Genomic DNA, 23,893 nt, shown 5'->3' with positions numbered 1-23,893 from the left:
GACTGGTGAGACCTTATCGACCTGCTGCCCGAGGGCAGAAAGAGGACCGAGATATGGCCACCAAGGTGACGACGAACGCACACCGCAACTCCTCGTTCCTGCGGACCGCGATCGCCCTGCAGACTCTGACCATCTTCCTTCAAGCGGTCTCCGCCGGACTGCTGCTGACCTCGTCCTACGGAGCGTCGCTGCACAGCGTCGGAGCCCGCGTGATGTACGGGGCGTCGATGCTGTACCTGCTCGCTGCGGTGCTGGCGTGGAAGCCGGGCGGCGGCTCGCCGCGGCCTGTGTGGCACGCGTCAGGATTCCTCGTACTCGCCTCAGCCCAGGTCGTGCTCGGTATCGCGCACATCTCGTCGGTCCACCTCCCCCTGGGCGTCTTGATGTTCGGCCTGAGTGTGCTGGCGCTGGCTCGGCGCCAAGACTGAGCCGCTGGCACGAGGCTCGGGTCTTCGACGAGCTGCGACACCCCGCCCGTCACAGGCCGGCCCGGACGCCCACGCAAGCGCCCGGACGCCTTGCTCGGCGACAAGGGCTACGACGGCCATCCGACCGGCGTGAAATGCAGAAACGGGACATCCTGCCAGTCGCAGGTCAAAGGGCTGGTGTGACCGGTGCTCCGGGGTGCTCAGGGTGGTCATGGGCGGCTGTCTGCGTAGTAGATCGTCCGTCAGCGGTTGAGCCTCCGCAAAAACCCGTTGGCGGAACCACCGCAGCCACTGCTACGTTTCCGGAGGCCGTGCGAGAGAGCGAGGAGGTGGTACCCGTGAACGTATCGACATGGGTGCTCCCCTCCGGGGTCACGGTCGGGCGATAGGTCGTCCGGGAGCGCCGTTCCATGGCACTCCCGAAAGGCACGACCATGGAATTCACTTCTGAACAGCGTCTCGACGATGCTGTCCTCGAGCGCGAATTCATCCTCGGCGAGATCCCTGGCATCCTGTGGACGCCCGGATCCGGATCCGGATCCGCATCCGTACCGGCGCCGCTGATCCTGCTCAGCCCCCCTCCTCTGGGGCTGCGCAAGACGTACCCCCGGCTGGTGGCCCGAGCCCGGCACTCCGCGGCGGACGGCTTCGCCACGGCCACCATCGAGCTCCCCGGAAGCGGCGACCGGCCCCGTTGGCCCGCAGCCGAGCAGGCCCTCGCCGACCTGCGCCGGGCCATGGAGGCCGGCGAGCCGGTCAGCGACGAGATCATCGACGCCCTCATCCTCCCCCTGGTCGACAAGGCGGTCCCGGAATGGCAGGCCGCCCTGGACGCCCTCCTGTCGCTGCCCGAGATCGGCGGCCCGGTCGGGTACTCGGGGGGAGTGATCTCCATCGGGACCCGGCTGGCGGTGGTCGAGCCGCGCATCTCGGCCGCTGTTCTGTTCGCCGGGAGTTTCGTCCCTCGCGCCATGTTCGAGGAGGCCCGCCAGGTCACCATTCCTCTGCACGTCCTGCTGCAGTGGGACGACGAAGGGAACGACCGGCAGGCGGCCCTGGACCTGTTCGACGCCTTCGGCTCCAAGGAGAAGACGCTGCACGCCAATATGGGCGGGCACATCGGCGTCCCGCAGTTCGCGGGGGACGCAGCGGCCCGGTTCTTCACCCGGCACCTGAAGTGACGCCGGGCCGTCAGGCCACCAGCAGTCGGTAGCCGTGCTGGCCAGGGCTCAACTTCTGTGGCCCGTGCACGCTGAGTGATGGCTGGCGGCTGGAGCGGCTGCCGGGGAATCGCCCAAAAGTGCTCGTCAACCCCGTGGATATGGCCGACGCGACGGCCCGCCGGATGAGTCGACCTCAACAGGTCCCATCCGCGACTGACCGTGGACTGGCGGACTGCCACCGAAGACCGCACCCGCGACCTCCTGCGTGAGGTTCTTGCGCCTCAGGCAGACCACCAGCATCACCGACTGGCACAGCCCGATCGACGCGGGCCGTCCGCCCGGCCTCACGACCTTGCCGAGCAGCTCCGCACCCGCCTGTACAGCAGAACCGTTGCCCGCTTTCGAGCCCCGTGAGAGCATCAACGTTCAACGGTCCGTTCTCCTTTCGTTTACGCTTCGCAACGCAAATGAAAGAGTGCGGGCCGTTGCCATGTCCACGATTTTGAGCAATCCACCAAGATCTGCAAATGGCGGGTACCGTTTGATGTACACAACAGGGCTGACAGAAGCCTGCATCGAGGAGGCGAGCAACATCCTGGTTGCGCCTTCGACGCTGCAAGATAATGACTTGATCAGGGACTTCTTCGGGTCCGCAATCACGCCAGAGGACCTCGCTTCTGGTTCGCCCGACCTCGCTCGGAAGACCGTCTACCTGTGTGGGGATATATCCGGGATCAGCGGCCGCCAACTGCATGCGGCTGCCCGGGTATTCGTCATCCGGGACCTATCACACGGTTACCACGAGGACGTCGACAACTCTTGGGCCCTCGTCGACCTCGGTCGAGTTCCCATCCGCGTACACGGCGTCGGCGTGTACTACCGCCGCTTCTTCGGGCTCGACGCCGATCACTTCGGGCGGATCCGTGCGGAGCACGCGTTCCAGTCTCTGACGGAATCCACCAAGCCTGGAACAGCCCATCGCAGCGGAATCTATCTGACGCCCGTCACACAAAACGGCGACGAACTACATTTCCGCCTGCTCCGGTGCTCCACGAATCTCTCGGGGCCGACCGAGAACTTTCGCCTGACCGACACGCGCATCGTCGAGGCCCTGAACCGCGAGGCCGCCGCCGTCTTCCGGAACCAGGCACCGCTGAATCACGTCCTCGCTCAGATCTACCACAACACCCTTGCCACGGCCGAGCGCAAGCAGTCCAAGGCCAAGATCTCGGCCCATGCCGACAAGACCAAGGACATGCCCGTCAACGGCATCATGGCCTTCTGCACCTTCTATGACCGGCTCGACAAGCTGCAGCCCCTGACCGAAGACGCCTTCGACTACGGCGTGAGGGGCGCCAGCGGGCTGACCAAACTCCATTTCCGCCTCAAGGAGCCGACCGAAGAACGCGACGGGGTCGCTCTCCCCCAGCAGTTCACCCTGACTCTCCACCCCGGCTCCGTGTTCTTCATGCCGCTGTCCACCAACCGTCTGTATACGCACGAAATCCGGCCCTCGGCGTTGGATGCCGAGTTGCTCCCTACCCGCCTGGGATACGTGGTGCGCTGTTCGAGCGCCGAAGCCGTGCACAAGAACGGCCACACATTCCTCAAGATGGCCGAAGACTTGGTGAAGTTGGGGCCACCCACACCGGCCGGCATGAACGAGCTGCGCAGGCTGTATGCCGAGGAGAACAGGACCTCGTCCTTCATCGATTACGGCGACGAATTTCTCTTCAGCATGAACACGGGAGACTACGTTGCCCCCCGAGCCTAGGATCTCGGATGAGATCCTCTCGTGCACTTTGCCGACCGAGGAGAATCTCTTTGCGGAGCTTTCCGCGTCGGCTCGTCTCGAAGACGTAGGGAAAGGCCGGCGAGGCGCCGTGCTTGCCAAGATCGACGAGACGGGAGGTGTGCCTCTCGTACGCACTACCACTCGATACAGCAACCCGACGCAGCGTTTCCAGGCGGTCCACGAACGGCTGGCGCAACAGATTCAAGACCGTGCGGCGCTTCCGGTCGGCTTCAACAACTCTCTCATCGAGATCTACACGAACGCTTACACCACCATGGGCAGTCATTCCGACCAAGCCCTCGATCTGGCCAACGAGTCCTTCATCGCCGTCTTCTCCTGCTACCAGCATCCCGAATCGATCCCGCCGAGGAAGCTGATCTTCGAATCAAAGGAGCCCGACGCCGAGAAGTTCGAAATCCCCCTCGCCCACAACAGTGTCGTCGCGTTTTCTGTCGACTCGAATCGGCGACTCAGGCACAAAATCGTACTGGACACGCCCGGCCGGACGGCGGACAACCAATGGCTGGGGGTAACGTTTCGAACGTCAAAGACCTTCGTTCGGTTTCGCGACGGACATGTCTACCTCCCGCAGGGTGTGCGCCTCATATCGGCCGATGATGAGCAGAGGCGCGAGTTCTACCGACTACGGCGCCGTGAGAACAATGAAACGGACTTCATCTACCCCCCACTGACGTACACCATCAGCGAGAGCGATCTGATGCCGCCCGTCTGACCTTGAAGGTGCGCCTACCAGGGAGGGCTCATTCGCAGGGGCGTACCCGCCGGCGACCCGATCCCTGACTCCTCCTGATCCGAAAAGTCGGCCCCGGCCTCGTCGGCTCCCGCCGGCACGGCAGCAAGCGCCCGATCTGGGATCGTCCAGAAGGACAACGAAGGAATCGGCGGTGACCTCTCCCGCCACTACGTCAAGAACCGCATCCTTGACGGCGACCCGTTCTGGGCCTGGGTCTACTAGCCCGGGGATGGCCGGCGGATCGGACACTCCGTCCGGCCCGCCGGCCACGTTCAGGACCGGATCCTCACCGCCGGGAGATCCTCGAAATCCAAGCTCCGCGGCACGCCAACCCCCCAAGCTTCCAACTCCTGGAGCACGCGCCCCGTGCGGTCCTTCGCCTCGACCAACCCGGCAATGGCGAAACCCTCAGCCTCATAGTCGTCCGGTGGAGCGGGTCGTATGGGCAGACCACACGGCCATCCACCGCACAGGTCAGCCACGAAGCCGAATTGACATTCCGCCGAAAGCAGATCAGCCGGGTACCGACCGAGGCACGTTCGACGAGAGCCTCATCGTTCAACGCAGCGCCAAAGCTCTCGATGGCGTAAGCCCACCCGAAGGTCTCACCTGCCCTGGCCACCTCGCCGCCATCCGCAACGAACCCGTCGGACCCGAGGTCCTCCGTGCGCCCCATTCATGAGCGGAGGCTACGGCCCTGCACTGCCGCGAGGAAGCGACGGTGATCACGTGAGGGCTTTCAGCGCTTAGCAGAATGAGGCCGGCCGGCTGCGACTGAGCGCTTCGGTTCGCCAGTTGAGAAGGGGTGGCGCCCACACCTCCGCCCAGCCGTCCTCACTGTCAGCACTCTGTGTCATTATGCGGACGCGTCCCAGGGGAGTGGGCCGCTGACTACTGATTGCCAGGGGGCTGGGATGGGCGCGGGTACGGAGCCGGACGGCTCGTCCAGGTCCGACGAGGAGTGGGAGCGGTTTCTGCGCGAATCGGTGGCGGGTGCCGCCGACGCGCCCAAGGAGCCGTCGGCGCGGGCCCGCGACGTGGCAAAGCGGTTGCGTGCGGAGCCCGACCGCGGTCTGGAGGGCTGGCGCAGCTACACGCCCGTGCGGCCCAGGCGGCGCACGGGCTGGTACGTGGTCGGGCTGCTGGCCTTGCTGGTGCTGCTGGTGGTGGCGCTCGTGCCGGGGCGGGTAGTGGACCTGTTCGCCGGTGCTGACTCCCCGCCGTCTGCGGCCCGCCCGGCCCAGGTGCCCCCGGCGGGGTCGGCCCAGCGCCCCACCATGGACGAGCCGTTCCGCGGCTCGCCGGCGGCGGGCTGGGCGAGCGGAGCGGCGGGGATCACCGTGCCGAAGGCCGAGGCGGTCGGCTGGATGAACGCGGCCGAGGTCGAGCGGGCCCTCGCCAGCAGCCGGGACTTCCTCGTCGCGTCCGGTCTGGACCGCGGGGTGCTGCGGGGCGAGCGCCCCGAGAAGGCGATTGCGCTGATCAACCCGCGCCAGAAGGACGTCCAAGACCTTCTGAAGACCGCTTTCCGAACCCCGAGCGAGAAGAACGACCCCCTCCTCCTCTTCAGCCGCTTCCAGCCCTCCCGCACCCACCTGGTCGGCGACGTCGTGAAGACCCGGGGCCGGCTCACGTACCGGGAGGGCGAGCGCGGCGCGCTCCAGGTGACCGCCGACGTCACCTTCGTCTACCCGGTCACCCGCGCGGACGCGGACGGCGGCGACGAGATCGTACGCACGATCGTCCGGCGCGAGCTGGTCCTGAGCTGGGACGACCCCGACAAGGTGGTCACCGAGCCGGGCACGTTCTCGATCGTCTCGTACAAGTACGACATGACCAACGGCGGCTGCGGCGCCCCCACGGGCTACTTCACCCCGCCCTTCGGCACGGACCGCCGGGCGGACGGAGCCGGCACGGAGATCGACCCGTACGACCGCAGCGCGCCGGTCGGGCGGAGCGAGTCCTCCGGGGACGAGTGCGGGAGGGCTACGCGGTCCTAAGGCGTGCCCGATGAGTCCGATGAGTCCGATGACTGCACGACGCGACAACGACCACCAGGTCCGAGAGGTCACGCCGGCGGCCTCGCACGGCATCGGGTTTCACATGATCTTGATCATGGGTATGTCGGGCATCTCGCGCTGGCCTCCGAGCTTCGGTCAATGCCCGAGGCCGTAGGAGACAGCTACGCATGACGTCGCGCCGCTGTCGGCCCCGATCTGCGATCGGGGCCTTTGGCCGCGAGGAGCCCTGCCGGAGGGGTGACCGGGACGCGGCGCGGTGCCGGGGCCGCCCACGGCACGAGTCCCGTGGGGTCTGTACGACGCGTGCACGGGTCACCGTTTCCAACCGCGTTGGCGCCGGAGGGGCACGGCCTGTTTATGCGGCGGGGGTGAGTTCGGCGCGGCCGAACAGCAGGGCGTAGCCGGTGGGAAGCTGGTGGAGGATGCGGGTGATGAGGTCGGGGCCGGCGTGGGCGGCGACGGCGGAGAAGACGGAGCCGGTGTCCCAGCGGGTGGTGGCCAGGGAGGCGCCGGTGCGGGCGGCGAGGTCCTTGACGAAGGCCCAGCCGGTCAGGGGCTGGGTGTCGGGGATCTGCGCGGTGAGGACGCGTGCGGCCTCAAGGGGCAGCCGGGCGGCCAGGTCGACGCGTTCGTCGCCGGTCAGCTGGCGTCCCAGCCCCGCAAGGACCAGGCGGACGGCTTCATCGGCTCTCTCGCGGGTGGGGTAGGCGCCTTCGTAGCGGACCTTCTCCAGCATCTGCTCATACGTCGTCCCGTACGGTTGCTGGTGCTCAAACGGTACGCGCACGTCGGTGATCACTGCGGTGCATGCCTTTCGTGGAGCCGGGGGTGCCGGTGTGCGGCACCGAGGTAGGGGTCAGGTGGGCTGGGAGCGGCCGAAGAGCAGGTCGTAGCCGGCGGGGAGCTGGAGCAGGATCTGCCCCAGCAGGTCGTCGCCGGCGGTGTCGGCGGCCGTGGACAGCACGGCGCTGACGTCCCACGTCGCAGTCTGCTCGGTGGCGCCCTCGATCCAGGCCGCGGCCGCCCGCACGAACCGCTCCGGCGGCAGCGGCTCGGCGCTCTGCAGCGGGTTGAGGAGGATCAGGGCGAAGTCCTCCGGCAGGCGTGCCGCGAGCCGGGCGCGGACTTCGCCGACCAGGTGCGCGCCGAGCAGGGCGAGCACCACCCGGGCCGCGCGCTCGGCTTCCTCCACGGTTTCGTACTCGCCGCGTTCTTTCACGTGGTCGAGGAACGCTGTGCGTCGCAGAGTCATCTCGGCCGCACCCCTTCCTTCTTCGGACGGCCCACGGGGTGCGGAGGGCGGGATGAGGGAAGATCAGGTGCCCGTCCTCCGCACCCGTCCGGCCGGTGTCAGCCGGAGATCTCCTTGTGGCCGGATCCGACGCCGATGGAGATCTTGCGGGGCTTGGCGCGCTCGGCGATCGGGATGCGCAGGGTGAGTACGCCCGCGTCGTAGTCGGCCTTGATGTGCTCGGTGTCGAGGGTGTCGGCGAGCACGATCTGGCGGGAGAAGACGCCCAGCGGCCGCTCGGACAGCTCCATCTGCACGTCGTCGGCCTTCGTCACGGGCCGGCGTTCGGCCTTGACCGTCAGCATGTTCCGCTCGACGTCGATGTCGATCGCGTCCGCGGTGACACCGGGAAGGTCGAAGGCCACCACGTACTCGTCACCTTCGCGGTAGGCGTCCATCGCCATCGCCGACGGCCTCGACCAGGTGCCCGGGCCCATCAGCTGCTGGGCCAGCCGGTCCAGCTCACGGAAGGGGTCAGTGCGCATCAACATGGAAAAACACCTCCAGAGGTTCGGGCAGTTGCTGCCAATGCGCCTCACTGAAACCGTTGTAACATGTCATCCAATGGATGACAAACATGGTGTCGTCCACATGACGACAATCCGAGGGAGGTGTCCGTGACCCCGGCCGACCAGCCGTCCTCGTCCAGCACCAATGCCCACAGCCCGGCGTCGTTCCTCGCCGCCGCGGCGGCCCTCCACGCCATAGACGACGCACTGCGCACCGCCCAGCACGAGGCCCCCGACACCCTCGGCGCCGGGCCGGCACCGGAGCAGGCCCTGGCCTCCCTGTTGCTGCTGCGGCAGGTCCGTGAGCAGCTCGCCGGTTGGGAGACCGGTCTGATCGAAACGGCCCGCGACGCGGGCGCCAGCTGGGCCGACCTCGCCCACCCCCTCGGTGTCGCCAGCCGACAGGCCGCCGAGCGCCGCTACCTGCGCGGCCGCCCGGGCCCCGCCGGGACCACCGGCGAACAGCGCGTGACGGCCACCCGACAGGCCCGCGCCGCGGAACGCACCACCGCCACCTGGGCCCGCCGCAACGCTGCCGACTTGCGCCGCCTCGCCGGTCAGATCACCGCACTCACCGACCTTCCCCCCGCCGCCCGCCGCCCGGTCGGCGAGCTCCACACAGCCCTCGCCCACGACGACCCCGCCGCCCTCATCGCCCCTCTGGCCGCCACCCGCCGCCACCTGACCACGGCCCACCCCGACCTCGCCGCGCGGCTCGACACCCTCACGCCGCCCTAGCCCCGCCCACACGCGCCGCGCGGCGCCGAAGAGGCACAGTCGGCGCTGCGGCGGCCGACCAAGGCGGCGGCCCGCAAGCTCCCCGCCGCGCTGGTCGACCAGTGAAGACGTCCCAACCGGCGACGCGGTCGCCGTCCAGCAGGTCGTTGATCTCACCCTCGGCGAGGACGTCGCGCGCATCGCCCACGGACATGCCGAGCGGGCCGGCCCCGGCCTTTCAGGCGGCCTGGCCGACGCGCCCCGTCGCCACTTCAGCTCAGGCGGTGACCGCAGTGGAGCACGCTGGGCCACCACGGCCGCCGTTCCACACTGCCGGGCGGCACGCTCGGCGCGAGCCCCCTGAGGGCGGCCGCCTCGATGGCCGCGGCCTGGTGTGGGCGCTGGAGACGGACGGCGTCGATCGGAGCGGGCAGGTCACCAGGCGCGGTCGACCATCACGCTCTGGAGCACGGCGGCGAACCCGGTCGGCTCGCGCCCGTCACGAGGGCGCGGCCGCGGTGCGGGGCTTCGTCTTGCCGGACGCGCTCTCGGCGGCCACGTTGGCGCACGCCGTGAGCAGCGATCCTCCCCCGGCAACGCCGTCCTGCGCGTCGTACGCAGCCTCGCCACCCTCCACCCCGCACGCTCCAGCCGTAGATCGCGATCTTGCTGGTGGGGTCGTGTGGTCCGGAGTGCTCCAGTTGGTTGTGGGACATGGATCGAGAGAGAGGCATCCTGGACAACCTCGGGTCGGAACCGTGCCGATCGCGGGCGCGCAGCCGGATCGAGCCTTTGGAGCCTTTGACGTCCACTGCTGCCCGGAGGCCGGACCCGCGCGGCACCCGCCGTCCTCTACCCGAGCGTGAGCATCGCCTCGGTGACCTCGCCGACCGCCGCATCGGGGATCGCAGTGGCGGCTTCATTGAGGACGAGCAGCCGTGCCCCGGGGATCTCGCGCGCGATCGCCTCGCCGTTGCCGACGGGGAAGAACCGGTTGCGGCGGCCGTGGACGACGAGCGTGGGGACCTTGATCTCGGGCAGGCGCTCGCGCCAGCGGGGTTTGCAGTCGAGCCTGGAGAACACCATGCCCATCTGGTTGGCCATCTGGACCGGAGGTGCGGTGCCGGGCGTGCGGTCCCAGATACGTGCAGCGACTGCGCGCGCGGCGGCGGGGTCGTCGCCGAGGATCTCAGCACCGGCGGCGGCGAACTCCGCAACCGCCTCGCGGTCGGTCCAATCGGGCATCGGACGCGCGAACAGCCGGCTCATCGTCGCCTGGTCATGGTCGGGAAGGTCATCGTCGGGCGGGCCGGGGGCAACCGCGCGGGTGCCGACCAGGGTGAGCGCCGAGAACGCGCCCGGATGGTCGAGCACGGCCACCTGGGCGACCATCCCGCCGACGCCGATCCCCGCGAGGTGCGCAGGCCCCCCGCCGAGTGCGTCGGCAAGGGCCGCCGCGTCAGCGGCGAGGTCACGCAGGGTGTAGGCGGGCGCCTCCGGATCCCTCGTCGTGGACTCCCCGCTGTCGCGCAGGTCGTAGCGCACCACGCGGCGCCCGCCGGCGGCGAGGCGCTCGCACAGCGCGTCGGGCCAGGAAAGCATCGTCGTCCCGCCCGCGAGCAGGACGAGTGGCGCGTCGTCGTCACCGAACGACTCGATGCCCAAGGCGATCTCATTGGTGTTGACAGTGGTCATCGGATCACCGGAAGACGTCGTAGGTCAGGTGCGTCGTGGTCGATGTCGAGATTACGCTCCGCTGCACCGGCGTGCGTGGCGCTTCGGCGGTGAACAGTGGTGTCCCGGCGCCCAGAATGATGGGCGCGAGGTGCAGCGCCAGCGCGTTGGCCACCGCCGCCCATGAGTATGACGTCGAGGTCCTTGCCGCTGTCCGGCAACGCCGCCTCGGCCAGCTCGCGAGCGGCGGTGACGGCGTCGGGCAGACCAGTGGTGACGAACGTCCAGTCGAGGGTGGTTGTCCTTGGTTGTCCGCACTGACTCCGGCGGCGAGCTCGTCACGACGACGAACGCGAGCTTGCCGACCTCGCCGACGCCGTAGCCGGACTGTCGTCCCACCCTTTCGGTCGGTCGAGAACGTCGAAGCGGTGGCCGGTCGAGGACGACGGTGCCCGAGCGGGCGGTTCCCTCGCGAAGGCCCCGGCGGTCGTCGGGGTCGCCGGGGTCGTCGGAAAACGCTCACGTGTGCAGGGCGCCCCGCTGCGGCACTGTGCGGTTGAACTCACGCCGTACGGCCCACCGGTCGGGCCGGGACACTGTGGAGGGAGGGAGGCAGGCCGGCGCGCTCGGCCCGCGCCCGGCGAAGGGCGGCGGCTTCGGACGCGGCGGCCTGGCGGCGACGCTGAGCGCGAGCCGCCTCGATCAGGGTCGGCGCATCGTCCGGGACGACGTCGGGCTCGGGTAGGGCACGACGGCTGGGCTCACGCATCGCCTTTGTCTGCCGCTCCACGACCTTCGCGATTCCCGGGCCGATCCGCGGGCGCGGCCGATCGGTGTGCGGCCGCAGCGAGTTGCCGAGGCCTTGCCGGAGCCTTGCCTGGCCTGCGCGCACGGCTCGCCGTGCGGATGGCGGGCATGACTGACACCAGTACCACGATCAGCCGCGACAGCGTCCCCGGCCCGGTGAGCCGCCTGATCGCGCTCATCGCCCCGCAGAAGACAGCCGAAGCCGCACCCGAAGCGCGCCTGATCGGCGGCCTCGGCTACCACTCGCTCGCCCTGGCCGAGCTGGGCTTCACCATCGAGGACGGCTTCGGCCTCGACGCGCTGCCCCCGGAGCGCACCATGGCCCTGGAGCGGGTCGGCGACATCGTCGCGCTCGTCGAGGAGGGAGCAGCCGCCGGCGCGGCAGTGCTGCCCGAACCGGTCGACGTGGCCGCGATCTTCGCCCGGTACGGCACGGAGTGGACCTTGGCCGCCTGATCTCCGGACGCTCCGGATCGGCGCAGCGCCCTCAGGCCACGGACGCGGCCCGGCGCCGTACCAGGAGGTCCTGCACAGCGAGGGTCACCGCCAGGTACAGGTGGAGCGTCGAGGCCCCGAGCAGACCGGCCCTCGTGGTGTGGTCGATCCACTCGCCGAGGCCGATGTGCACCGCGAGGGAGGCGAGCCACAGGACCATGGCGGCCGGCGCCCCCGTGCGAAGCATCCGCCCTTCGGGCGCCCGCCACACCGTCACCATGCGGGCCCGCGCGACGCCGAACCCGGCCGCGGCGAGGAAGCTCGCGGCCAGCAGGGCGACGGTGACGGTGCCCGGCGCGTGCTCCTTCACCACGGAGACCACCCCGAAGGCGAGCGCGACCACCCCGAGCACGCCGAGGACCCCCAGCAGAACCACACCGCCCTTGCCGTGCACGGGCCGGGTGCGCAGTTGCCTGCGGATCACCAGCGCGACGATCACGATCCCGATGACGATGCCGGCGTTGTTCACGGCCGGATCCCCCCTTGCTGCACGAGCTCATGACGGCCGCAGGAGTGTACGTAAACGTTCCCAAGGTCTGCTTCATCAGCCGGAACGTGTGCTCCAGGTCGAATCTTCGCAGGACCGCCTGCCGGCGCACGTGGACGTCCTCGCCGGTCAGGCCGGTGGCGGAGGACCACAACCACAGCGGCAGCGGGTCGTTGCCGCCGGGCAGCCGGTCGGCCTCCAGGCGGATCAGCGCGCCCTCGATGATGGGCAGTTCTCCGGTGTGGTCGATCCATGTGGAGCGGGTGGTCAGGCGGGTCCACCGCGAGCACCAGGCGCCCGGCGCCGGACTGCGGCATGGGCAGATGGCCAGCACCTGCCGCAGCTGCGGCACATCGACGTTCCCGCAGTTCAGCGCGTCGTACGTACATGGCGCCGTGCCCGCGCCGGTGCTCGGCCACCAGCGTCAGATCCACCGGCGCCGTCACCCGCCCGTCCGCACACAGCAACGCGTCCACCAACTCGGAAGCGCGACGCCACCGCCGGAAGATGAAGAAGACGCCACCGCCGGAAGATGAAGAACTGGTCTAAAACGAGCCGAGCCCCCCTGCGTCTGCGATAGCAGCAGAGTTTTGAGAGATGGAGTTAGCGCTCCTCAGAGCTTCTGCCTTGTCCCACTTCGGGCCACCACCCGCCTCGGGGGCATCCTGGAGGATACTGATGAGTTTGCCCGAGGCGTCTGAAATGGCGGCAGAGTTCTGAGCGATGGCGTTCATGTTGACGTGAACGATGCCGGCAGGCTGCTATACGCCCCGTAGCAGATGCCTGCGAGGCTCGCCGATGCGTCGTACGCATGGCCCATTGACGCCGAAGGCATGGCGTTGAAGCTAGTTGAAAAGGTGGCCAGGCCCTGAATCTACTCCGGTGCCACTGTGACGCCAGAGTCCCAGGGAAGAGGACGTGATCCGCTGGGGCAGCCCGCTGCAAGTCATGCGACTGGAACGAAGCCCTGATCTGCATGTGGCGCCCGCCTGATTGAGCTGGAACTCGACCAAGGGCTTGAACCCGACAGCGCACGAAGTTGCGGCCGTCCTTGCGGCACACCCTGTCAGCACGAGCACGCATGTCTGCGCTGCCCGATGCTGCACGTGAACCCCAAGATGCTGCCACGTCTCGACGAATTGGAGAAAGATCTGCAAGCCCGCAGGCAGCAAGCCGAGACCGAGGGGTGGCTGGGCGAAATCGAAGGCACCGACCTTACGCTTCAGTTCCTCCACGAGAAGCGCGAGCAGGACGCGCGGTCGGAGCAACCGGGCCGCTCGGTCGCCCTCGGGATGCCCTCCGTCCCGGCTCGCCCCTGACCCCGGTCCCGGCCAGTCGGTCGTGCAACACTGCGGTAGCGATTCTCCGTATCGATCGGTTACATCACGAGAGTGAACGCGACCGCGTGTCGCGGAGGCACGTGGTTTTCGCTCTGGTGTGATTTCAAGCTGAGCCACAGGTTGAGCGCCTCGGCTCCGGAGTGACGTTCGAGAGGTAGCACTCATTGGGATCGCACGCCTGGTGGGAGGACCTGCCCAAGGTCAAGTGGCCCGACGTTCCGCCGAACGTCACCACGCGTGGAACGTGGTACGAGCAGAGCATGCGCAGCGCCCGTTGGAAGGCCAGGCTGCTGGATCTGGCGATCCTGGTTCTGGCTTCGGGGGTGCCGTTCGCCGTCGCGATCAAAGCCGGCAACTGGGTTGTTGCGCTTCTGGGATCCCTTACCTCCCTACTTGCAGGGATGCGCCATGTCTTCGACCCGCAGGGAGACTGGATCTCTTTCACCCGGGCGAACCTGCAGATCGAAACCGAGGTGGTCCGCTACAAGCAAGCCTTGGATGAGTACAGCGACCCGGCCGCCGCCCCAGGAATGCTTGCTGCACGCGTTGAAAAGATCACCGCAGAGGAGACAGGCGCCTGGACTCAGCGCCTCCCCCGCCCTGCCACCCCGGAAACCAAGCATTAGCGACAACGCCGACCGCGTCGACTCTCCGAAGTACGAGCCAGCCATGCGCGACCGTCTGGCCGATAGAGGATCATCTTCGCGGCCACGCTCACACTGGTCGCCACGCTCACCACAACGGTCAAGACGATCTCGGCCTTGCGTCGTCACATACAGTGACCATCTCCCGCCGGTCTCCATTGCCGCCCCGCCTCTCAACGGCGTCCGCCAAGAGCCGCGCCACTCACCTGACGGCTGGTCAGCAAAGTCGGCAACAAGTCAGCATCCGACCCGCCGGAACCCGCCACGGCCCGCCCGCAAGCGCCAAGATCGCACGACCGTAAGATCGCACCCCTCTCGCGTCCCCCACCCACCGAAGCTCCGATCCGGTGACCACGCACCGGGAGCCCTCCCTTGTACGAGTCACACAATCGGACCCGGGCATCGGTGCCTCCGTCAGAGAAGAAAGGTGACAAGACCGAGGTCACCTCAGCGCATTCCCGGCCGCCTCCCCATGGCCATGCCACGATGACCAGGTGATACCCGGTGGCCCGGCGGGAATGTCTTGATGCCCTCCGGTGTCGCCGCCTCGCACACGCCTTACCCACAGCCTCACTGACGCACGTGACAGGAGTGGATCCCCGCCATGCCCAGCACCCCCTCCCCCGAGGCCACCGCGCAGATCGGCGTCACCGGGCTCGCCGTCATGGGCAGCAACCTCGCCCGGAACTTCGCCCGGCACGGGCACACCGTCGCCCTCCACAACCGCACCTACGCCAAGACTGAGGCACTCGTCGGCGAGCACGGCCACGAGGGGGACTTCGTCCCGGCCGAGTCCGCGGAGGAGTTCGTCGCCGCCCTGCAGAAGCCGCGCCGGATCGTCGTCATGGTCAAGGCGGGTGCCCCGACGGACGCTGTCATCGACGAGTTCGCCGCGCTCCTGGAGCCCGGCGACGTCATCATCGACGGCGGGAACGCCCACTTCGCCGACACCCGCCGCCGCGAGAAGGCCCTCCGCGACAAGGGCATCCACTTCGTCGGCGCCGGCATCTCCGGCGGCGAGGAAGGCGCCCTCCACGGGCCCAGCATCATGCCCGGCGGATCGGAGGAGTCCTACAACTCCCTCGGCCCGCTGCTCGAAAGCATCGCGGCCAAGGCGAAGGACGGCACGCCCTGCTGCACCCACATCGGCCCCGACGGCGCCGGACACTTCGTCAAGATGGTGCACAACGGCATCGAGTACGCCGACATGCAGCTCATCGCCGAGGCGTACGACCTGCTGCGCAACGTCGCCGGCTACGAGCCGGCCCGGATCGCGGAGACCTTCCGCACCTGGAACACCGGCCGCCTGGACTCGTATCTGATCGAGATCACCGCCGAGGTGCTGTCCCACACGGACGCCACCACCGGCCGCCCGTTCGTGGACGTGGTGGCCGACGAGGCCGAGCAGAAGGGCACCGGACGCTGGACGGTGCAGACCGCGCTGGACCTCGGGGTCCCCGTCTCGGGCATCGCCGAGGCCGTCTTCGCCCGTTCCCTGTCCGGGCACGGCGACCTGCGCCGGGCCGCGCGCGAACTGCCCGGCCCCGGGCGGGAGTCCCTCTCCCCGCAGGCTGCGGAGGAGTTCGCCGCCCGGGTCGAGGAGGCGCTGTACGCGTCGAAGGTCGTCTCGTACGCCCAGGGCTGGAACATGATCGCCGCGGCGAGCGCGGAGTACGGCTGGGACATCGACCTCGGCGGCGTGGCCGCCATCTGGCGCGGCGGCTGCATCATCCGGGCCGCGTTCCTCGACCGCATCCGCGCCGCGTTCGCCGCCGACCCGCAACTGCCCACCCTGCTCGCCGACAAGGGGTTCGCCGACGAGGTCGGGCGGGCGCAGGACTCCTGGCGCACGGTCGTCACCACTGCCGTCGGCCGCGGCGTGCCCACCCCTGGTTTCTCGGCCGCGCTCGCGTACTACGACGCTCTGCGGGCGGAGCGGCTGCCCGCGGCCCTCACCCAGGGGCAGCGCGACTTCTTCGGCGCCCACACCTACCGGCGCACGGACCGCGAGGGGTCGTTCCACACGCTGTGGGGCGGCGACCGCAGCGAGGAGAAGACCGGCTGAGGGGCGGGACCCCGGCTGGCTGAGGGGCGGCATCCCGATCGGCTGTGGGCGGGATCCCGATCGGCCGAGGGGCGGGAATCCGGTCGGCCGAAGAGCCGGAAGCCGACCGGCCGAAAAGGGAGGATCGGGTCAACTGGAGGGGGTACGCGCCGCGATACCCCCGGATGGCCGTACGTAGGGGTGTGTCCGATCTTGTCGGTTCTGCCCTGACCTGCGTCTTTGCAGGTCAGGGAATTGTTAGTGCCGACCTTGGCGTAGACCGCGCGAGGGACGTGGGCTTAACTTATGCGCTATGACCTCCCCCCGCAGCACCTACGGCGGCGGCTACTACGCCTCGTCGTCGTTCCCGGACACCCCGATTTACGACAGCCTCGTCGCCGAGCGGGGGACCCCGCAGATCGCCCCGATCCGCGTGTCGTCGCCGTACGACGGCGGTGGCAGCAACCTGCCCGCGCTCCCCGCCCTGCCCTCCGGCCCGTCCGGGGCCCAGGCCCACCAGGCCCCGCAGCCGTCCTACGGCGGTCAGGGCGGCGCGCCGTACGGCTATCCCGCGCCCGGTCCGCAGCAGCCCTCGGGGCTGCAGCAGGCGGCCGCGCCGTACATCCCGCAGCAGCAGCCTCCGCGCGCCTACCCGGCCCCGCAGCCGCAGCAGTACCAGCAGCAGCGGCCCGGAGGGGCGCCGGCGGGTCCGGCCGGTTATGACGCGATGCGCCCGGTCGCGCCCCGCCCGGCGGCCGCGCAGTACGAGGATCCGTACAACCGCCAGTACCCGAATCAGGGGGGTTACTGACCGTTCGAACCGCTGTGACTGCTCTGCCGGGTTCTGCGGGGCGGTCCGGCGACGCGGTCCGGCGGCAGGCGCGGGGGTCCCGCTGCGGTGCGCGGAGGTATTCGTTCAACCGCCCGATCAGGGTGGCAAGATGACCGTATGTCCACGCCTGTGCTGACCGCGGTCCATTTCTATCCCGTCAAGTCGCTGGCGGGGTGCGCCGTGCGCGAGGCGGCCGTGGAGCCGTGGGGTCTGTCCGGGGACCGCCGGTGGATGCTGGCCGGCGCCGACGGCATGATGATCACCCAGCGGCAGCAGCCGAGACTCGCCCTGGCCTCGGCGCAACCGCTCCCCGGCGGCGGCGTCCGGCTCGCCGCGCCCGGCGCGGATCCGCTCGACGTCGCCGTGCCCGGCCCCGTGGAAGCGGGCGGCACCGTCACGGTGCAGGTGTTCCGGGACAAGATCGAGGCGGTTCCCGCCGGAGCCGCCGCCGATGCGTGGGTCAGTGCGTTCCTGGGGTTCGAGGCCCGGCTCTTCCACATGGACGAGCCGGCGGCCCGCCGCGGCATCGACCCCGAGTTCTCCCGTCCCGGCGAGACCGTGAGCTTCGCCGACGGCTATCCGCTGCTGGTGACCACCCTGGCCTCCCTCGACGCCCTCAACGCACTCGTCGCCGGCGGCGACCTGCCCGGCGAGGGCCCGCTGCCCATGGACCGCTTCCGCCCGAACGTGGTGATCGGCGGCACCGGGGCGTGGGCCGAGGACGACTGGCGGCGCGTGCGGATCGGCGAGGTGACGTTCCGGGCGGTCAAGCCCTGCGGCCGGTGCGTCGTCACCACGACCGACCAGCGCACGGCCGAGCGCGGCAAGGAGCCCCTGCGCACGCTCGCCCGGCACCACCGGATCGACGGCAAGGCCGTGTTCGGCAAGAACCTCATCCCGGAGCACACCGGGATCCTGCGCGTGGGCGACGACGTCGAGATCCTCGACTGAGCCCGCGCCCCCTCCCCTCCCCCTCGCTTCTCCCCTTCTCCCCCGCTTCTCCTCCCCGTCCTCCCGTTCCGGCTGCGCACCGCACTCCCCTCCCTGCCGCCACCCGCCGGCCACCGCCCGCCACCCGTCAACGCACGGCCCCGAACGGCATCCGGAGGGGGTGATTTTGCTCTCTCCGCCGTCTTCCTCCGCATGCGATGCCCTGTGTGAGGTATTTACGGACCCGGAAGGGGGTGAGCATGGTGCGCGCTACGGCACTCGCATGGCGATGGCGGCGCAATCCCCTGCGTCGCCGGACCGATGTCCTGGAATCCTGGGTGGGATTGGCCGCCGTGGTGCTCATGCTGCTCGCGAGCCCGGTCACCGGCTGGGTGACGGGGTCGCTCGCCCACGAGGCCCTGCGGCACACGGTCCGCGAACAGCACCGGCACCGGCACCTGGTGACGGCGACGACCGTGCGGGCCCTGCACGGCAGGCCCGCCGAAACCGACCGCGAAGCCACCGCGAACCGCGACGGACACCATCGGGTGGTCGCCCGGTGGGCCGGCCCGGACGGCAAGGAGCACTCCGGCGTCGTCTCGGTGCGCCATCGCACGCGCCCCGGGCAGCCGTTCCCGCTGTGGACGGACGACCACGGACGGCTCTCGGGCCGCCCGTTGGACTACGACACGGCCGCCATCCACGCCGGACTGGCGGGCGCCGGAGCGGCCACCGGCGCCTGCGGCCTGGTGGAGGCGGTGCGCCGGCTGGTCGTATGGCGGCTCATGCAGCGGCGGTACGCCCACTGGGACCGTGCGTGGGAACGCGCCGGGCAGACCTGGGGCCGGGCGGACGCAGGCAGCTGACCGGTCAACTCCCGGGGCTCGCGCGCGCTACGGTGGCTACGGTGACCGGCGCGCTACCGGCCGGCCCCGGGTGAACGCACGCACGAGGTGGGGGCACAGCAGCGCCATGGCAGAGGGCTCCGTCCAGGTGACGCATACCGGCACGTCGCGTTGGCGGCGGCGCACGGGCGAGTACGACTCCCTCGCCTCGGCTCTGGAAGCGGCGGTGGACGGGGACGTGCTGTCCGTCGCCCCCGGCACCTACCGGGAGAACCTGGTCGTCACCCGCGCGGTGACGCTGCGCGGCGCGGAGGGCTCGCGCGGCAGCGTGCGCATCGCGCCCGCCGACGGAGTGGCCCTGACCGTACGGGCGTCCGCGGCGCTGCAGGACCTGCACATCGAGGGGCACGACGCCGCGGCACCCGCGCTCGTCGTCGAGGACGGGGCGCCGGAGCTGGCCGGCCTGCGGATCGTGGCGCGCTCGGCGGTGGGCATCGAGGTGCGCGGCGGCTCCCGGCCCACCGTGCGCCACTGCACCGTCGACAACGCCGGCGGCGTCGGCATCAGCGTGCTGGACGGCTCGGGCGGCGTCTTCGAGGACTGCGAGGTGGTGGCTGCCGGGCAGGCGGGGTTCGCGGTGCACGGCGGGGCGCATCCGCGCCTGGAGCGCTGCCGGGTGCACCACGCCTCGGGCGAGGGGTTGTCGCTCACGGGCGAGGGCAGTTCGCTGGAGGCGGTCGGCTGCGAGGTGTACGAGGTGCGCGGGGCCGGGGTGCAGGTGGCCTCCCGGGCGGCCGGCCGGCTGACCGACTGCCGCGTGCACCGCACGTCCGGCGACGGGGTGAGGCTGGACACGGACGCCGTGCTCTCGCTGGTGGACTGCGACATCCACGACGTGCCGGAGAACGGGGTGGACCTCAGGTCCCGTTCGGTGCTGTCGATGACGCGCTCGGCGGTGCGCCGGTTCGGGCGCAACGGCCTGTCCGTGTGGGACCCGGGCACGCGCGTGGACGCCGACCTGTGCGAGATCCACGACAGCAAAGGCGACTATCCGGCGGTGTGGATCAGCGACGGGGCGACGGTCTCCCTCGGCTCCTGCCGGGTGCACGACGTGCCGGACGCCCTGTTCGTCCTGGACCGCGGCTCGCACGTCGACGTGGTCGACAGCGACCTCGCGCAGGTCCGCAACGCGGCCGTGTCGGTGAGCGACGGGGCGACGGCCCGGCTCGCGGGCTGCCGGATCCGCGAAGTGGGTACGGGCGCATGGTTCCGCGACCACGGCAGCGGCGGCTCCATGGCCGACTGCACCATCGACGCCGCAGCGACCGGCGTCATCGTCACCAAGGGCGCCGACCCCACCGTCGAACAGTGCGTGGTGAGTTCACCCGTGGAGGCGGGCTTCTACGTCTCGGCCGGGGGCCGGGGCACGTTCCACGAGTGCCGGGTGACGGGCAGCGGCGGCTACGGCTTCCACGTCATCGACGGCTGCCGGTCGACTCTCACGCGCTGCCGCACGGAGCGCTGCGAGCGCGGGGGTTACGAGTTCGCGGAGGCCGGCCCGGTCAGCGAGGGCTGTACGAGCGACGAGGCGGTGACGTCCGCGGCGGTCGCGGCGGTGCCCTCCGGGGCGGCGGGCGGCGGGAGATCGGTCGTGACGGCCGTACCGCGGGCGACGGTGCTGCCGGTGGCCGTGCCGGTGCAGCGCTCGGCCGAGGAGGCGCCGCCAGCGACCGTCCCGGAGGGCGCGCGGGCCTCGGCGACGGTGCTGCGCGAACTGGACGCCCTGGTGGGCCTGGAGAGCGTCAAGAAGGAGGTCCGCGCCCTCACGGACATGATCGAGGTCGGGCGGCGCCGGCAGCTGGCCGGGCTGAAGGCCGCCTCGGTGCGCCGGCACCTGGTCTTCACGGGCTCCCCCGGCACGGGCAAGACGACGGTGGCCCGCCTCTACGGCGAGATCCTCGCCTCGCTCGGGGTGCTGGAGCGCGGCCACCTGGTGGAGGTCTCCCGCGTGGACCTGGTGGGCGAGCACATCGGCTCGACGGCCATCCGCACCCAGGAGGCGTTCGACCGGGCCCGCGGGGGCGTGCTGTTCATCGACGAGGCGTACGCGCTCGCCCCCGAGGACTCGGGGCGGGACTTCGGCCGGGAGGCCATCGACACGCTGGTGAAGCTGATGGAGGACCACCGGGAAGAGGTCGTGGTGATCGTCGCCGGCTACACCGACGAGATGGACCGCTTCCTGACGGTCAACCCCGGAGTGGCCTCGCGCTTCTCACGCACCATCACCTTCGACGACTACGCTCCGGAGGAGCTGCTGCGCATCGTGCAGCAGCAGGCGGACGAGCACGAGTACCGGATCGGGGCCGGGGCGTCCGAGGCGCTGCTGCAGTACTTCACGGACATCCCCAGGGGGCCGGCGTTCGGCAACGGCCGTACGGCCCGGCAGACGTTCGAGGCGATGGTCGAGCGGCACGCGGGCCGGGTGGCGCAGCTGACCGACCCGAGCACCGACGACCTCACCCTGCTCTACGCCGAGGACCTGCCCGCGCTGCCCTGACGGGGCGCCGGTATCCAGGCGGCGAGGCGGGCCAGCAGGGCCGCGCGGGTCCGGGCGAACTCGGGGTCGGACTGGTAGTGGGAGTGGCCGAGGATGGCCGCGGGCAGCGGGTGCTCGGCCGTACGGCCGTAGGCGAGGGGGTCCTTGAGGGGGCCGCGGTCCACGGCGGTGGCGGCGGGGGCCTCCCCGGGCAGGCGGACGGGGCCCCCGATGGGGTCCGTGAGCCGCCACAGATTGCACCAGCAGTGGATGTCGTCGTGCAGCGCGGCGAGCTTCACGGGCCCGAAGTAGGCGGGGAACCAGCGTCCGTAGAGCCGCTCCAGGGGCGATCCGTAGGTGAGCAGGGCGACCCGGCCGCGGGTGGCGGCGGGCAGCTGCCAGACGGCGGCCGCGGCGAGGACGCTGCCCTGGGAGTGGCCGGAGATGACGAGCCGGCCGCCCGTGCGCTCGGTCCAGGTCCGCATCCGCCAGGTGAGGTCCGGGACGGCGCGCTCCGCGTAGCAGGGCGGGGCGAAGGGGTGGGCGGCGCGCGGCCAGAAGGTGCCGACGTCCCAGAGGATGCCGACGGTGCGGCGGGCGGCGGGGTCGCGGTAGGCGCGGCGGCCCCAGGCGATCAGCAGGACGAAGCCGAGGCCGACGCACCAGGATCCGAGCGCCTGGGCGGTCTGGGCCACGTCCTCGACGATGCGTGCGGTGCCGGCGGCGGCCCGCCCCGGCACGTCGTGCGTGCTCCAGGCTCCGGCAACCGCACCGCCGCCGAGGAGGAGCGTGAGCACGGCGACCGTGCCGAGGACCCAGGGGGTGGCGTCGGTGAGGCCGGCGCGGGCGACGGTGCCGGCGATGGCGCGGGTGCGCGCACGGTCGTGGCCCTCGCCGGGATAGCCGTCGGGGACCGTGCGGCACAGGCGCTCGCGCAGGCGCAGGGTGCGCACCACGAGGACGAGGAGCAGCAGGAACAGGACCGCGAGGAGCGGCGGGATGACGGACGCCTGCCAGGTGAGCAGGGGCGGCGGTCCGCCGATCGGGCCGTCGCCCATGCCGGGGGTGGCCGGGCCGTCGAGCCAGTCGGCGACGCGCTGGGCGACGCCTGCGGTCATGACGCCGCCGAGGGCGCAGGCGAGGGTGGCGACGGCGGGGCCCGCGAGCCCTCCCAGGGGCGTCCGCTCGGCGGGGGCGGCGCGGTGCAGGCGGCGGGCGGCGAGCGCGAGGAGGAGGACGAGGGCGCCCTGGCCGAGGGCGATCAGGCCGAAGACGCGGTCGCCGGGGAGCATGCCGCGGGACTGCCAGCCGGGCCGGTCCCAGGCGGCGTAGGCGGCGGCGAGGAGGAGCAGGCCGAGCGCGGTGAAGGGCAGGGCGGCGACGGTGAACCGGTCGAGGGTGTCGTCCGGGGCGCCCTCGCTGCGGCCGCGGCGGCAGACGGCGTGGACGACGAACACGGCGGCAGCGGCCAGGACGGCGATGAGGGACCACCCCAGGGCGTCGAGCACGGTGCTGCCGCCGGGTGCGCGATCGTGGCGTGAGGCGGCCTGGGCGAGGAAGGCGGCGACGGTGAGCAGGGCGGCGGCCGTGTGGGCGGCGCGCAGGCGGGCGACGATGCGCCGCCCGTACCAGAAGCCGGGCAGGCACAGGGCGGGGCGGCCGCCGGCCGTACGGGTGTCCTCGTCGGAGCCGGCGCGGCCGGGGACCTGGGCTTCGTAGGCCCTCCAGGTGCGGCGGGAGAGGAGCCAGAGCAGGCCGGTCAGGGCCGTGGGCACGGCGGCGGCGAGGGCGAGCCTGCGGCCGGGCGGGCTCCACCAGCCGTGCCGGTCGGCCGACATGAAGCCGAGCCAGGCCTTGTCCGAGGAGCACGCGTGCGTGCCCGCGCACTGCCACGCCGTCAGGTCGAGGGCCACCTCGCAGGCTGCGGCGGTGAGCAGCACGGTGAGGGTGAGGGCGACGAGCCGCACCAGCAGACCGTAGGCCCGGACGGTGCGGGGGCGGCCCTCGGAGGTGGGGCGCATCCAGTGGGCGAGGTTGATGACCATGAAGGGCAGCAGCATCAGCCACAGGGCGCGGGAGCCGTCGCCGGAGGTGAGGTTGGACCAGACGTAGGCCTCCCGGACCGGTTCGCTCCGCTGGTCGCCGGGGCGGGTCTCCGCGTCGAGGTCGGCGACACGGCGGTGGATGCCGGCGATGCCGTCTCCCGTGACGCGCTCGGTGCGCGGATCGCCCAGCATGGCCTGCGGCGTGGCACCGCCGACGCCGTGCACGAGCAACTCCAGCGCGAGCCCTGAGGAGTTCGCCGGAGGCGCATGCACCGCTGATGGGTCCTCTAATGCGTCCTCCTGCACCTGCCCGGGCGCTTCCGCCGCTTGCCCGTGTGCTTCCGCCGCTTTCCTGTTCGCTCGCTCTTCCGGTGCCACCGCGTCCCCCGATCCCGGTGTGGTTCTCCCTCCACCAGCATGGTGCCGGTGGGCACTGACAATCGGCCGCAGCCGGTGGGCGAGGCCCAATCGTGATCCGGCCGAACGGAGACGATCGCCGGGGCGGCGCGCGTGGGAGGATGAGCGCGCACGACTGC

The 23,893-nt window shown here is 70.7% G+C and carries 22 protein-coding genes and 2 pseudogenes; 14 read left to right on the top strand and 10 right to left on the bottom strand.

Annotation, left to right across the window (positions count from 1 at the left end; all coding sequences use genetic code 11):
- Positions 1-53: 53 nt before the first annotated feature.
- The 4 genes from ACFPP6_RS07455 (at position 54) to ACFPP6_RS07440 (ending at position 4,119) form a co-directional block, all read left to right on the top strand.
- Positions 54-428 (top strand): hypothetical protein, encoded by a 375-nt coding sequence (locus tag ACFPP6_RS07455; protein WP_382038395.1) that lies wholly within the window; start codon positions 54-56, stop codon positions 426-428.
- A 434-nt stretch (positions 429-862) separates the two neighbouring features.
- On the top strand, positions 863-1,609 hold the full coding sequence (locus ACFPP6_RS07450; RefSeq protein WP_382038394.1) for a dienelactone hydrolase family protein: 747 nt from the start codon (positions 863-865) through the stop codon (positions 1,607-1,609).
- 526 nt (positions 1,610-2,135) lie between these two features.
- A complete protein-coding gene (locus tag ACFPP6_RS07445; protein WP_382038525.1) occupies positions 2,136-3,365 on the top strand; it encodes a hypothetical protein in 1,230 nt (409 codons plus the stop codon).
- The gene (locus ACFPP6_RS07440) at positions 3,349-4,119 is read left to right on the top strand and encodes an alpha-ketoglutarate-dependent dioxygenase AlkB (protein ID WP_382038392.1); all 771 of its coding nucleotides are present in this window, start codon (positions 3,349-3,351) and stop codon (positions 4,117-4,119) included. Before ACFPP6_RS07445 ends, ACFPP6_RS07440 begins: the two co-directional genes overlap by 17 nt.
- A 307-nt stretch (positions 4,120-4,426) precedes the next feature.
- Here ACFPP6_RS07440 and ACFPP6_RS07435 read toward each other — a convergent pair whose 3' ends face one another.
- Entirely contained in the window at positions 4,427-4,816 is a 390-nt protein-coding gene (locus tag ACFPP6_RS07435; RefSeq protein ID WP_382038390.1) for a DUF6461 domain-containing protein, read from the bottom strand.
- Between the two features lie 238 nt (positions 4,817-5,054).
- Here ACFPP6_RS07435 and ACFPP6_RS07430 point away from each other — a divergent pair, with 238 nt between their 5' ends.
- Positions 5,055-6,140 (top strand): hypothetical protein, encoded by a 1,086-nt coding sequence (locus tag ACFPP6_RS07430; RefSeq protein WP_382038388.1) that lies wholly within the window; start codon positions 5,055-5,057, stop codon positions 6,138-6,140.
- A gap of 376 nt (positions 6,141-6,516) precedes the next feature.
- Here the strand turns inward: ACFPP6_RS07430 and ACFPP6_RS07425 are convergent, their stop codons facing one another.
- The 3 genes from ACFPP6_RS07425 to ACFPP6_RS07415 form a co-directional block, all read right to left on the bottom strand.
- Positions 6,517-6,960 carry a DUF2267 domain-containing protein gene (locus ACFPP6_RS07425; protein ID WP_382038386.1) on the bottom strand — a complete coding sequence of 148 codons (444 nt, stop codon included), beginning with the start codon at positions 6,958-6,960 and terminating at the stop codon, positions 6,517-6,519.
- Positions 6,961-7,017: 57 nt separating this feature from the next.
- Entirely contained in the window at positions 7,018-7,413 is a 396-nt protein-coding gene (locus tag ACFPP6_RS07420) for a DUF2267 domain-containing protein (protein ID WP_382038384.1), read from the bottom strand.
- Between the two features lie 98 nt (positions 7,414-7,511).
- Positions 7,512-7,943, bottom strand: a complete 432-nt coding sequence (locus ACFPP6_RS07415; protein ID WP_382038382.1) for an Hsp20/alpha crystallin family protein — start codon at positions 7,941-7,943, stop codon at positions 7,512-7,514.
- 126 nt (positions 7,944-8,069) lie between these two features.
- On the opposite strand from ACFPP6_RS07415, the gene ACFPP6_RS07410 reads away from it, so the two are divergent.
- On the top strand, positions 8,070-8,699 hold the full coding sequence (locus ACFPP6_RS07410) for a type III effector protein (RefSeq protein ID WP_382038380.1): 630 nt from the start codon (positions 8,070-8,072) through the stop codon (positions 8,697-8,699).
- A gap of 478 nt (positions 8,700-9,177) precedes the next feature.
- Here ACFPP6_RS07410 and ACFPP6_RS07405 read toward each other — a convergent pair whose 3' ends face one another.
- From ACFPP6_RS07405 to ACFPP6_RS07395, 3 genes and pseudogenes are all read right to left on the bottom strand, one after another.
- Entirely contained in the window at positions 9,178-9,315 is a 138-nt protein-coding gene (locus ACFPP6_RS07405; RefSeq protein ID WP_382038379.1) for a hypothetical protein, read from the bottom strand.
- A gap of 215 nt (positions 9,316-9,530) precedes the next feature.
- The gene (locus ACFPP6_RS07400) at positions 9,531-10,373 is read right to left on the bottom strand and encodes an alpha/beta fold hydrolase (protein ID WP_382038378.1); all 843 of its coding nucleotides are present in this window, start codon (positions 10,371-10,373) and stop codon (positions 9,531-9,533) included.
- 4 nt (positions 10,374-10,377) lie between these two features.
- Positions 10,378-10,886: pseudogene (locus ACFPP6_RS07395) on the bottom strand (dihydrofolate reductase family protein); the annotation flags it as partial.
- A 381-nt stretch (positions 10,887-11,267) separates the two neighbouring features.
- Between ACFPP6_RS07395 and ACFPP6_RS07390 the strand changes: the two are divergent.
- A complete protein-coding gene (locus ACFPP6_RS07390) occupies positions 11,268-11,615 on the top strand; it encodes an acyl carrier protein (protein WP_382038376.1) in 348 nt (115 codons plus the stop codon).
- 31 nt (positions 11,616-11,646) lie between these two features.
- Here ACFPP6_RS07390 and ACFPP6_RS07385 read toward each other — a convergent pair whose 3' ends face one another.
- Both ACFPP6_RS07385 and ACFPP6_RS36640 read right to left on the bottom strand, forming a co-directional pair.
- Positions 11,647-12,123, bottom strand: a complete 477-nt coding sequence (locus ACFPP6_RS07385; protein ID WP_382038374.1) for a hypothetical protein — start codon at positions 12,121-12,123, stop codon at positions 11,647-11,649.
- A 58-nt stretch (positions 12,124-12,181) separates the two neighbouring features.
- A pseudogene (locus ACFPP6_RS36640) lies at positions 12,182-12,418 on the bottom strand (NF041680 family putative transposase); the annotation flags it as partial.
- Positions 12,419-13,247: 829 nt separating this feature from the next.
- Between ACFPP6_RS36640 and ACFPP6_RS07380 the strand changes: the two are divergent.
- From ACFPP6_RS07380 to ACFPP6_RS07350, 7 genes are all read left to right on the top strand, one after another.
- Positions 13,248-13,460: a recombinase gene (locus tag ACFPP6_RS07380; RefSeq protein WP_382038372.1), complete on the top strand. Its 213-nt coding sequence runs from the start codon at positions 13,248-13,250 to the stop codon at positions 13,458-13,460.
- Between the two features lie 185 nt (positions 13,461-13,645).
- The gene (locus ACFPP6_RS07375; RefSeq protein ID WP_382038371.1) at positions 13,646-14,107 is read left to right on the top strand and encodes a DUF4231 domain-containing protein; all 462 of its coding nucleotides are present in this window, start codon (positions 13,646-13,648) and stop codon (positions 14,105-14,107) included.
- Between the two features lie 622 nt (positions 14,108-14,729).
- The gene (gene gndA, locus ACFPP6_RS07370) at positions 14,730-16,190 is read left to right on the top strand and encodes an NADP-dependent phosphogluconate dehydrogenase (protein WP_382038369.1); all 1,461 of its coding nucleotides are present in this window, start codon (positions 14,730-14,732) and stop codon (positions 16,188-16,190) included.
- A gap of 292 nt (positions 16,191-16,482) precedes the next feature.
- Positions 16,483-16,980, top strand: a complete 498-nt coding sequence (locus tag ACFPP6_RS07365; protein WP_382038367.1) for a DUF6643 family protein — start codon at positions 16,483-16,485, stop codon at positions 16,978-16,980.
- Positions 16,981-17,118: 138 nt separating this feature from the next.
- Positions 17,119-17,952: an MOSC domain-containing protein gene (locus tag ACFPP6_RS07360; protein ID WP_382038366.1), complete on the top strand. Its 834-nt coding sequence runs from the start codon at positions 17,119-17,121 to the stop codon at positions 17,950-17,952.
- A gap of 197 nt (positions 17,953-18,149) precedes the next feature.
- A complete protein-coding gene (locus tag ACFPP6_RS07355) occupies positions 18,150-18,797 on the top strand; it encodes an Rv1733c family protein (protein WP_465269365.1) in 648 nt (215 codons plus the stop codon).
- A gap of 106 nt (positions 18,798-18,903) precedes the next feature.
- Entirely contained in the window at positions 18,904-21,333 is a 2,430-nt protein-coding gene (locus ACFPP6_RS07350) for a right-handed parallel beta-helix repeat-containing protein (RefSeq protein ID WP_382038362.1), read from the top strand.
- On the opposite strand, the gene ACFPP6_RS07345 is transcribed toward ACFPP6_RS07350, so the two are convergent.
- Positions 21,303-23,630 (bottom strand): hypothetical protein, encoded by a 2,328-nt coding sequence (locus tag ACFPP6_RS07345; protein WP_382038360.1) that lies wholly within the window; start codon positions 23,628-23,630, stop codon positions 21,303-21,305. The two genes, ACFPP6_RS07350 and ACFPP6_RS07345, sit on opposite strands and share 31 nt — an antisense overlap.
- Between the last annotated feature and the right edge of the window lie 263 nt (positions 23,631-23,893).

This window comes from Streptomyces aureoversilis (genome assembly GCF_042657885.1).
In the GTDB taxonomy this organism is placed as follows: Bacteria; Actinomycetota; Actinomycetes; order Streptomycetales; family Streptomycetaceae; genus Streptomyces; species Streptomyces aureoversilis.
Note: the sequence above shows the minus strand (reverse complement) of the source record. Positions and strands in the feature narration are given on the sequence as shown.

Excerpts from the sequence above, each read along its gene's own strand:
- ACFPP6_RS07455 (WP_382038395.1), top strand. The coding sequence starts at position 54 with ATGGCCACCAAGGTGACGACGAACGCACACCGCAACTCCTCGTTCCTG.
- ACFPP6_RS07450 (WP_382038394.1), top strand. The coding sequence starts at position 863 with ATGGAATTCACTTCTGAACAGCGTCTCGACGATGCTGTCCTCGAGCGC.
- ACFPP6_RS07445 (WP_382038525.1), top strand. The coding sequence starts at position 2,136 with ATGTACACAACAGGGCTGACAGAAGCCTGCATCGAGGAGGCGAGCAAC.
- ACFPP6_RS07435 (WP_382038390.1), bottom strand. The coding sequence starts at position 4,816 with ATGGGGCGCACGGAGGACCTCGGGTCCGACGGGTTCGTTGCGGATGGC.
- ACFPP6_RS07430 (WP_382038388.1), top strand. The coding sequence starts at position 5,055 with ATGGGCGCGGGTACGGAGCCGGACGGCTCGTCCAGGTCCGACGAGGAG.
- ACFPP6_RS07420 (WP_382038384.1), bottom strand. The coding sequence starts at position 7,413 with ATGACTCTGCGACGCACAGCGTTCCTCGACCACGTGAAAGAACGCGGC.
- ACFPP6_RS07415 (WP_382038382.1), bottom strand. The coding sequence starts at position 7,943 with ATGTTGATGCGCACTGACCCCTTCCGTGAGCTGGACCGGCTGGCCCAG.
- ACFPP6_RS07400 (WP_382038378.1), bottom strand. The coding sequence starts at position 10,373 with ATGACCACTGTCAACACCAATGAGATCGCCTTGGGCATCGAGTCGTTC.
- ACFPP6_RS07390 (WP_382038376.1), top strand. The coding sequence starts at position 11,268 with ATGACTGACACCAGTACCACGATCAGCCGCGACAGCGTCCCCGGCCCG.
- gndA (WP_382038369.1), top strand. The coding sequence starts at position 14,730 with ATGCCCAGCACCCCCTCCCCCGAGGCCACCGCGCAGATCGGCGTCACC.
- ACFPP6_RS07365 (WP_382038367.1), top strand. The coding sequence starts at position 16,483 with ATGACCTCCCCCCGCAGCACCTACGGCGGCGGCTACTACGCCTCGTCG.
- ACFPP6_RS07360 (WP_382038366.1), top strand. The coding sequence starts at position 17,119 with ATGTCCACGCCTGTGCTGACCGCGGTCCATTTCTATCCCGTCAAGTCG.
- ACFPP6_RS07355 (WP_465269365.1), top strand. The coding sequence starts at position 18,150 with ATGCCCTGTGTGAGGTATTTACGGACCCGGAAGGGGGTGAGCATGGTG.
- ACFPP6_RS07350 (WP_382038362.1), top strand. The coding sequence starts at position 18,904 with ATGGCAGAGGGCTCCGTCCAGGTGACGCATACCGGCACGTCGCGTTGG.